The 8,938-nt window shown below is 63.5% G+C and carries 9 protein-coding genes; 8 read left to right on the forward strand and 1 reads right to left on the reverse strand.

Annotation, left to right across the window (positions count from 1 at the left end):
• The first annotated feature begins 63 nt into the window (after positions 1-63).
• The 4 genes from ABIB66_RS13120 to ABIB66_RS13135 all read left to right on the forward strand — a co-directional run bounded on the left by ABIB66_RS13120 (position 64) and on the right by ABIB66_RS13135 (position 3,722).
• A complete protein-coding gene (locus ABIB66_RS13120; RefSeq protein WP_275167246.1) occupies positions 64-927 on the forward strand; it encodes a branched-chain amino acid ABC transporter permease in 864 nt (287 codons plus the stop codon).
• A gap of 1 nt (position 928) precedes the next feature.
• Positions 929-1,897, forward strand: coding sequence for a branched-chain amino acid ABC transporter permease (locus tag ABIB66_RS13125; RefSeq protein ID WP_354204008.1), 969 nt, complete (start codon positions 929-931; stop codon positions 1,895-1,897).
• Between the two features lie 158 nt (positions 1,898-2,055).
• A complete protein-coding gene (locus tag ABIB66_RS13130; RefSeq protein ID WP_007609240.1) occupies positions 2,056-2,700 on the forward strand; it encodes a DUF47 domain-containing protein in 645 nt (214 codons plus the stop codon).
• Between the two features lie 14 nt (positions 2,701-2,714).
• Complete coding sequence (locus tag ABIB66_RS13135; RefSeq protein ID WP_354204005.1) at positions 2,715-3,722, forward strand: inorganic phosphate transporter; 1,008 nt, start codon at positions 2,715-2,717, stop codon at positions 3,720-3,722.
• Here the strand turns inward: ABIB66_RS13135 and sugE are convergent.
• Positions 3,715-4,029: a quaternary ammonium compound efflux SMR transporter SugE gene (gene sugE / locus ABIB66_RS13140; RefSeq protein ID WP_247408372.1), complete on the reverse strand. Its 315-nt coding sequence runs from the start codon at positions 4,027-4,029 to the stop codon at positions 3,715-3,717. The two genes, ABIB66_RS13135 and sugE, sit on opposite strands and share 8 nt — an antisense overlap.
• Before the next feature lie 169 nt (positions 4,030-4,198).
• Here sugE and ABIB66_RS13145 point away from each other — a divergent pair, with 169 nt between their 5' ends.
• The 4 genes from ABIB66_RS13145 to ABIB66_RS13160 all read left to right on the forward strand — a co-directional run bounded on the left by ABIB66_RS13145 (position 4,199) and on the right by ABIB66_RS13160 (position 8,930).
• Complete coding sequence (locus ABIB66_RS13145) at positions 4,199-5,818, forward strand: peptide chain release factor 3 (protein ID WP_354204003.1); 1,620 nt, start codon at positions 4,199-4,201, stop codon at positions 5,816-5,818.
• Between the two features lie 211 nt (positions 5,819-6,029).
• Complete coding sequence (locus ABIB66_RS13150) at positions 6,030-6,608, forward strand: UCP034077 family protein (protein ID WP_354204001.1); 579 nt, start codon at positions 6,030-6,032, stop codon at positions 6,606-6,608.
• Positions 6,609-6,679: 71 nt separating this feature from the next.
• The gene (locus ABIB66_RS13155) at positions 6,680-7,264 is read left to right on the forward strand and encodes an NnrU family protein (RefSeq protein ID WP_354055187.1); all 585 of its coding nucleotides are present in this window, start codon (positions 6,680-6,682) and stop codon (positions 7,262-7,264) included.
• Positions 7,265-7,337: 73 nt separating this feature from the next.
• On the forward strand, positions 7,338-8,930 hold the full coding sequence (locus ABIB66_RS13160) for a class I adenylate-forming enzyme family protein (protein WP_354203998.1): 1,593 nt from the start codon (positions 7,338-7,340) through the stop codon (positions 8,928-8,930).
• The last annotated feature ends 8 nt before the right edge of the window (positions 8,931-8,938 follow it).

An 8,938-nucleotide genomic window follows, 5' to 3' on the forward strand; every position in this document is an offset into this window, starting at 1 on the left:
CCGCAGGCCATCAGGCCTGCGGGCGACTTTCAGGGAACGCCGAAGGGACCGGGTGCGGGATCGATGCAGGCTCTTTACGCTCAGCTACTGGTGGGACTGATCAACGGCTCGTTCTACGCGCTGCTCAGTCTCGGGCTTGCCGTGATCTTCGGCATGCTCAACATCATCAATTTCGCCCACGGCGCGCTCTACATGATGGGCGCGTTCGTCGCCTATTTCCTGCTGAACCTCGGCGGCATCAACTATTGGTGGGCGTTGCTGCTTGCGCCGATCATTGTCGGCATCTTCGGCATGATCCTGGAACGGACCATGCTGCAATGGCTGACCGGGCTCGATCATCTCTACGGTCTGCTCCTGACCTTCGGCATTGCGCTGATCGTGCAGGGCGTGTTCCAGAACTACTTCGGCTCCTCCGGCCTGCCTTACGCCATTCCGGATCAGCTCAAGGGCGGCATGAATCTCGGCTTCATGTTCCTGCCGGTCTATCGCGGCTGGGTCGTCATCTTCTCGCTGGTGGTCTGCATCGCGACCTGGTTCTTGATCGAGAAGACCCGGCTCGGCGCCTATTTGCGCGCCGCCACCGAAAACCCGACGCTGGTGCGCGCCTTCGGCGTCAACGTGCCGCGCATGATCACGCTGACCTACGGCCTCGGTGTCGGCCTTGCCGCGCTCGCCGGCGTGCTGTCGGCGCCGATCAACCAGGTGCGGCCGCTGATGGGCGCCGACCTCATCATCGTGGTGTTCGCGGTGGTGGTGATCGGCGGCATGGGCTCGATCATGGGCTCCATCATCACCGGCTTCGCGCTCGGTGTGATCGAGGGCCTGACCAAATATTTCTACCCCGAGGCCTCTAACACCGTCGTGTTCGTGCTCATGGTGCTGGTGCTCTTGGTGAAGCCAACGGGATTGACGGGAAGGGCGGCCTGATATGACAGCCTTGACGGACGACACGCTGCCGGTAACCCCGCGCTCGATCCGCGACGAGATGATCGTGTTCGTGGTGATGGCGCTGCTGCTGGCTTCGGTGCCATTCACCGGAGTCTACCCGTTCTTCGTGATGCAGGCGCTCTGCTTCGCGCTGCTCGCCTGCGCCTTCAACCTGCTGATCGGCTATGGCGGCTTGCTGTCCTTCGGCCATGCGATGTTCCTGGGGACGGCCGGCTATTGCAGCGCGCATGCGCTGAAGGTCTGGGCGCTGCCGCCGGAGCTCGGCATCCTCGTCGGCGTCGCCGGTGCGTTCGTGCTCTCGCTCATCACGGGCTATATCTCGATCCGCCGCCAGGGCATCTATTTCTCGATGATCACGCTGGCGCTGTCGCAGCTATTGTACTTCATCTACCTCCAGGCGCCGTTCACCCATGGCGAAGACGGCATCCAGGGCATCCCGCAGGGACGCATGTTTGGCCTGTTCGATCTGACCAAGCCGACCGTGCTCTACTACGTGGTTCTGGTCGGCTTCCTCGCCGGCTTCCTGCTGATCTTCCGCATCATCAACTCGCCGTTCGGCGAAGTCCTGAAGGCGATCCGCGAAAACGAGCCGCGCGCGATCTCGCTCGGTTACCGGACCGATCAGTACAAGTTCCTGGCTTTCGTCCTGTCGGGCACGCTGGCCGGCTTTGCCGGTGCGCTGAAAGTCTTCGTGGCGCAGAATGCCTCGCTCACCGACGTGCACTGGTCGATGTCGGGCGAAGTCGTGCTGATGACGCTTGTCGGCGGACTCGGAACCGTGTTCGGTCCCGTGGTCGGCGCCTTCGTGATCATCGCCATGCAGCAATATCTGGCGGGGTTCGGCCAATGGGTGACCGTGATTCAGGGCTCGATCTTCGTGATCTGCGTGCTCACCTTCCGCCGCGGCGTCATCGGCGAAATCGCGCATTACTTCCGGCGGTCGCTGTAAGTCATTGATATATTGGAAGATGTGTTGACGTGCGAAAGCGGTGGATGATCCGGCTCCACGGGCGTGAGGTGGCACGCGCGTGGATCGAAAATGGTCTATGACAGTTTCATGACGGCCCGCTTGGGCCAGGCCATCATCCAACCGGTAGTCTCTCCCCCATGATGCGATTGTTTCGCGCTTTCCTGCCCAAGGAAGAACGGTTCTTCGACCTGTTCGACCGCCACGCCCAGACCGTGATCCAGGGCTCGATCGCGCTCCAGAGCATGCTCAACGGGGGCGAGGAGACGCCGGTCTATTGCCAGCGCGTCAACCAGTTCGAGAACGATGCCGACAACATCACCCGTGAGGTGCTGACGGCGGTGCGCCGCACCTTCATCACCCCGTTCGACCGTGGTGACATCAAGAACCTGATCACCTCGATGGACGACGCCATCGACCAGATGCAGCAGACCGCCAAGGCCGTGATGCTGTTCGAAGTCCGCAGCTTCGAGCCGCCGATGCGGGAGATCGGCGGGCTCCTGATCGAATGCGCCAATCTGGTCGGCCGTGCGCTGCCGCTGATGCAGAAGATCGGTCAGAACGTGGCGATGCTGACCGCGATCACGGAAGAGCTGGGCAAGCTGGAAGGCCGCGTCGACGACCTCCATGATATCGGGCTGAAGGAACTGTTCCTCAAGCATCGCGACGGCAACGCGATGGATTTCATCGTCGGCGCAGAGATCTACGACCACCTCGAGAAAGTCGCCGACCGCTTCGACGACGTCGCCAACGAGATCAACAGCATCGTCATCGAGCAAGTATAGGGCAGGGCCACGCCGTGGATGTTGCGTTGGGTCTTCCCGTCCTGGTCGGATTGATCGCCGTCGCGCTGCTGTTCGACTTCCTGAACGGCCTGCACGACGCCGCCAATTCGATCGCGACCATCGTCTCGACCCGCGTGTTGCGGCCGCAATACGCGGTGTTCTGGGCCGCGTTCTTCAATTTCGTCGCCTTCTTGGTGTTCGGGCTCCACGTCGCCCAGACCATCGGCACCGGCATCATCGATCCCGCGATCGTAGATGCTCAGGTGATCTTCGCCGCGCTCGTCGGCGCCATCGTCTGGAACCTCGTGACATGGGCACTCGGCATCCCATCGTCCTCGTCTCATGCATTGATCGGTGGCTTGTTTGGTGCAGGCGTAGCCAAGGCCGGGCTTTCGGCGGCGGTCTGGAGCGGATTGTCCAAGACGGTGATCGCCATCGTGTTGTCTCCGCTGGTCGGCTTCCTGCTCGCGATGGTGCTGGTTGCGATCGTCTCCTGGGCCTCGGTGCGCTCCACGCCCTTTGCCGTGGATCGCGCCTTCCGCATCCTGCAATTCGCCTCCGCTTCGCTCTATTCGCTCGGCCATGGCGGCAACGACGCGCAGAAGACCATGGGCATCATCGCCGTGCTGCTCTATTCGCAGGGCCAGCTCGGCGGCGAATTCTTCGTCCCCTTCTGGGTGGTGCTCTCCTGCCAGGCCGCGATGGCGATGGGAACGCTGATGGGCGGCTGGCGCATCGTTCGGACCATGGGCCTGCGCATCACAAAGCTGACCCCGATGCAGGGATTTTGCGCCGAGACCGGCGGTGCCGCGACCCTGTTCATGGCGACCTTCCTCGGTGTTCCCGTCTCGACCACCCACACCATTACCGGCGCCATCGTCGGTGTCGGCGCTGCTCGCCGCCTCTCGGCGGTGCGCTGGAACGTCGCCAGCTCGATCGTCTATGCCTGGGTGATCACGATGCCGGCCTCGGCCATCGTCGCCGCGCTGAGCTGGTGGGCGGTCAAGATCTTCGTCAGGTAACCAGCTTCAGTCCGACAATCCCGGCGACGATCAGTCCGATGCTGGCGAGGCGAAACGCGGTGGCCGGCTCGCCGAACAGGATGATGCCGAGCGTCGCGGTACCGACTGCGCCGATTCCGGTCCAGACTGCATAAGCGGTTCCAATCGGGAGCGATTTGAGGGCGAGCCCGAGCAGGATGATGCTGCCGGCCATGGCGCCGAGCGTGAGGACCGACGGAACGAGCTTGCTGAACCCCTCGGTATATTTGAGGCCGATCGCCCAGGAGATCTCCAGCAGACCGGCGACGAACAGGATGCTCCAGGCCATGACGACCCTCCATTCAAGGCAGGGTCGTCCCCGCGACTGGCGTGGTGATGGGAAGGGAAGGCCGTCCCTCCCAACCTGATCCCAGGCCGGATATGGGGCTGGCCGGAAGGCTCCGCAATCACCAGATGAGGCTTGATCAGGCTCATTTTCCCTGCCAAACGCTGCCGCAATGTCCGACATCGCCACCACAGCCGAATCGACGGCCCGTTCCTCGCTTGCCGCTGAAGTGTCGCGGCGGCGTACCTTTGCGATCATCTCGCATCCGGACGCCGGCAAGACCACGCTGACCGAAAAGCTGCTGCTGTTCGGCGGCGCCATCAATCTGGCCGGCCAGGTCAAGGCCAAGGGCGAGCGGCGCAATACGCGTTCGGACTGGATGAAGATCGAGCGCGAGCGCGGCATCTCTGTCGTGACCTCGGTCATGACCTTCGAGTTCGAGGGGCTCGTGTTCAACCTGCTGGACACGCCGGGCCACGAGGACTTTTCGGAAGACACCTATCGCACGCTCACGGCGGTCGATTCCGCCGTCATGGTGATCGACGCCGCCAAGGGCATCGAGGCGCGCACCCGAAAGCTGTTCGAGGTGTGCCGTCTTCGCGACATCCCGATCATCACCTTCATCAACAAGATGGACCGCGAGAGCCGCGACGTGTTCGAGCTCCTCGACGAGATCGAGAAGACGCTGGCGCTCGATACCACGCCAATGACCTGGCCTGTCGGCCGCGGCCGCGATTTCCTCGGGACCTACGACGTCGTCAATGGCGGCGTGCGCCTGCTCGAAGGCGGCGGCGCCAAGACCGGCGCGGCGCAGCAGATCGAGATCGCCGAGCTCACCAAGCTCAACGCCAATCTCGACGTGTCCGCGGTCAAGGACGAGCTCGAGCTCGTCACCGCGGCTTCAAAACCGTTCGAGCTCGAAGCATTTCGCGAGGGCCATCTGACGCCGGTTTATTTCGGCAGCGCGCTTCGCAATTTCGGCGTCGGCGACTTGCTGCAAGGGCTCGGCAAGTTCGCGCCCGAGCCGCGCGCGCAGGAGAGCGATCAGCGCAAGGTCGAAGCCACCGACCCCCGCATGAGCGCCTTCGTGTTCAAGATCCAGGCCAACATGGATCCGAACCACCGCGACCGCATCGCCTTTGCGCGGCTGTGCTCCGGCAAGCTGAGCCGCGGCATGAAGGCGAAGCTGGTGCGCACCGGCAAGAGCATGCCGCTGTCCAGCCCGCAATTCTTCTTCGCGCAGGACCGTTCGGTTGCGGACGAAGCCTATGCCGGCGACGTCGTCGGCATTCCCAATCACGGCACGCTGCGGATCGGCGATACGTTGACCGACGGTGAGGATTTCAACTTCGTCGGCGTGCCGAGCTTTGCACCGGAAATCGTCCGCCGCGTGCGTCTGACCGATGCGATGAAAGCGAAGAAGCTGAAGGAAGCACTTCAGCAGATGTCGGAAGAGGGCGTTGTGCAGGTGTTCCGCCCGCGCGACGGCGCGCCCGCATTGGTCGGCGTCGTCGGCGCACTCCAGCTCGACGTGCTCAAGGCGCGGCTGGATGCGGAATATTCGCTGCCGGTCGAATTCGAGGTCAGCGAGTTTCAGCTCGCGCGCTGGGTCTCCTGTGAGGACCGCAAGAAGCTCGATACCTTCATCGCGGCCAACACCTCCAGCATCGCCGATGATGTCGACGGGGATCCCGTCTATCTGGCGCGGAACGAGTTCTATCTCGGCTACACCAGGGAACGGGCCGAGGGCATCGAGTTCACCAACGTCAAGGACGTCAAGAAGAAGGGGTAGGGTGGGGCTTCGCCCGCTCTGCAGCCACTCCCCCCGCTGTCATGCTCCGCGAAAGCGGGGCATCCAGCACGCCGCAGCCTCTCGGCTCAATCACAAACGCCTCTGGAATACTGGGTCGTCCGGTCAAGCCGGACGACGACACCGCGTGTACGCGCGAGCATGTGAACGCTTGCGGGCTTGACGGCTTCTCCGGCGATGCCACGTTCTGGTCATGTGGCGCGGCATCCTTGTTTTCCTCCTGCTGGCGATCTCGACGATCGCCGCGGACGCGCGGCCGCGACAAATCAACCCAATTCCGTTTTCGCACGAGCCGTGCAGCGTCCTCGATGGCAGGCCCTGCACGCCGTCCTATTGCAGCCCGCTCGAGCCTGGTCCCTGTATTCCCGAGATCGACTATCCCTACGGCCAGAACCTCCAGCTCACGATCCAAAGCGTGCCGACGGAGGCCGATCGCGCCAAATACCAAAAGCCGGATCACGATCTCGACACGATCGGCGATCTCTTCGCCGAGCTGCGCAGCTGCTGGTCGCCGCCATCGGACAATGCGCGCGCGGGCATGCAGATCGCCGTGCGTTTCAGCTTCAACAAATCGGGCGGCCTGATCGGCCCGCCGCGCCTGACCTTTGCGACCGCGGGCGTGCCCGCCGAGACGAGAACCACCTATCTCAAGGCGATCAATTCATCGTTGAACGCCTGCCTGCCGCTGAAATTCACCGGCGGTCTTGGCGGTGCCCTGGCCGGGCGGCCGATCGCGATCCGGTATGTCGACAATCGCGAGATCGGCAAGTAGCCCATCAGTTGCGACCCGCGGCCAATCGATGATACGCCATGGGCTGGGGCGCTGGTTGAGGGGAGAATCTCGTGGGTCTGCTGGTCATGATCCTGGGGCTTGCGCTGTTTTTTGCGGCGCATGTGTTCACGACGAAACGCGAGGCGCGCGCGCAGGCCATCGCGAGACTGGGCGAGGGGACCTACAAAATCCTCTACTCGCTCGCCTCGCTCGCGGGGCTCGCGTTGATCATCTGGGGCTTCGCGCATTATCGTGCGACGGGCTGGATCGACGTCTGGTATCCGCCGAAGGCGCTGAAGCACATCACGCTCGCGCTGATGTTGCCGGCGGTCATCCTGGTGGTTGCGTCCTATCTGCGCGGCCGCATCTATGCGACGCTGAAGCATCCGATGCTGGCCGGCATCAAGCTGTGGGCGGCGGCGCATCTTCTGGCCAATGGCGATCTCGGCTCCATCATCCTGTTCGGCTCTTTCCTGGGCTGGGCGGTGTATGACCGCATCACGCTGAAGCGTCGCACCGATGGCGGCGGTCCGCCGATTCCGGTGGGCGGCGTCACCAACGATCTGATCGCGATCGTGGTTGGAATCGTCGCATATCTGGCGCTGGCGTTTGCGTTCCATCCGGTCGTGATCGGTGTTCCCGTGATCGGCGGCTAGCCGATCAGCACAAGACAGCACCGGCATGCCCATGCGCGGAAGGTAACAAGAGCAACAAGCCGAGGGCATCCCGATGGACTGGTCGCATTCTCAGATCCCGCCGCTGCGATTCGAGGCGCGCTTCGGCGATCGGGTGGTACCGGCATTTTGCGATCGGCCATCGAGCCTGTGGGCGATGATTGCGGACGCCTGCGCCCGCAATCCCGATGGCGAAGCGCTGATCTCGGGCAATATCCGACTCAGCTGGCGGGAGGCCGCGGAGCAGGCTGCGCGGATCGCGGCGGGATTTCGCAAGCTCGGATTGCAGCGCGGCGATCGTGTCGCGATCCTGCTCGGCAACCGCCTCGAATTTCCGCTGCTTCTGTTTGCTGCCGCGCATGAGGGGCTCGTCACGGTGCTGCTCAGCACGCGCCAGCAGAAACCGGAAATCGCCTATGTCCTCAGCGATTGCGGCGCAAAGACATTGATCCACGAGGCGGCACTCGCAGAACGGCTGCCAGATGCGCTGGACGTGCCCGAAATGGTCCACCGCATCGCCGTGGACGACGATCCGGCTTTGTCACGTTTCGCGGTGCTCGTCGACAACGCACCGGCCGCGGCGCCGGTCGAGACGAGCGAGGAGGACACCGCGATGATCCTCTACACCTCGGGGACGACCGGCAAGCCGAAAGGCGCGATGCTGGCCCATTGCAACATCGTCCATTCCTCGATGATCTTCGTGTCCTGCCTGCGATTGACGGCGGCCGATCGCTCGATCGCGGCGGTGCCGCTCGGCCACGTCACGGGTGTCGTCGCCAATATCACGACGATGATCTGCTGCGGCGGCGCGCTGATCATCATGCCAGAGTTCAAAGCCGGCGAATATCTCAAGCTCGCCGCGCGCGAGCGCGTCACCTACACGGTGATGGTGCCGGCGATGTACAATCTCTGCCTGCTCCAGCCCGATTTCGAGAGCTACGATCTGTCGAGCTGGCGCATCGGAGGCTTTGGCGGCGCACCGATGCCGGTCGCTACCATCGAGAAGCTCAAGGCGATCATTCCCGGCCTCGAGCTTGCGAATTGCTACGGCGCGACCGAGACCACATCGCCGTCCACGATCACGCCCGGCAAGTTGACGGCGACCCACATCGACAGCGTCGGCCTGCCGTGTCCGGGTGCGCGCATCCTGGCAATGGGGGCGGACGGGCGTGAGCTGCCGCCTGGCGAAATCGGTGAGCTCTGGATCCAGAGTGCCTCCGTGATCAAGGGCTACTGGAACAATCCGAAAGCCACGGCCGAAAGCTTCACCAGCGGGTTCTGGCATTCCGGCGATCTCGGCTCGGTCGACGCGGAGGGATTTGTCCGGGTGTTCGACCGGCAGAAGGACATGATCAATCGCGGTGGCCTGAAGATCTATTCGGCCGAGGTCGAATCCGTGCTGGCCGGCCATCCCGCCGTGGTCGAGAGTGCGATCGTCGCCAAGGCGTGCCCGGTGCTGGGCGAACGCGTTCACGCTGTGGTCGTGGCGCGCGCACCGGTGGACAGCGAGGCCTTGCGCGCCTGGTGCGCGGAGCGGCTGTCCGACTACAAGGTCCCGGAAACGATGGTGATCACCGCGGAGCCGCTGCCGCGCAATGCCAATGGCAAAGTGCTGAAGCGGCAGCTACGGGAGCTGTTGGGGACCTGACCCGGGGA

It is taken from the genome of Bradyrhizobium sp. F1.13.3, from assembly GCF_040548265.1.
GTDB lineage: Bacteria > Pseudomonadota > Alphaproteobacteria > Rhizobiales > Xanthobacteraceae > Bradyrhizobium.

Coding starts and splice junctions, on each gene's coding strand:
- ABIB66_RS13120 (WP_275167246.1), top strand. CDS start 64: ATGCAGGCTCTTTACGCTCAGCTACTGGTGGGACTGATCAACGGCTCG.
- ABIB66_RS13125 (WP_354204008.1), top strand. CDS start 929: ATGACAGCCTTGACGGACGACACGCTGCCGGTAACCCCGCGCTCGATC.
- ABIB66_RS13130 (WP_007609240.1), top strand. CDS start 2,056: ATGATGCGATTGTTTCGCGCTTTCCTGCCCAAGGAAGAACGGTTCTTC.
- sugE (WP_247408372.1), bottom strand. CDS start 4,029: ATGGCCTGGAGCATCCTGTTCGTCGCCGGTCTGCTGGAGATCTCCTGG.
- ABIB66_RS13145 (WP_354204003.1), top strand. CDS start 4,199: ATGTCCGACATCGCCACCACAGCCGAATCGACGGCCCGTTCCTCGCTT.
- ABIB66_RS13150 (WP_354204001.1), top strand. CDS start 6,030: ATGTGGCGCGGCATCCTTGTTTTCCTCCTGCTGGCGATCTCGACGATC.
- ABIB66_RS13160 (WP_354203998.1), top strand. CDS start 7,338: ATGGACTGGTCGCATTCTCAGATCCCGCCGCTGCGATTCGAGGCGCGC.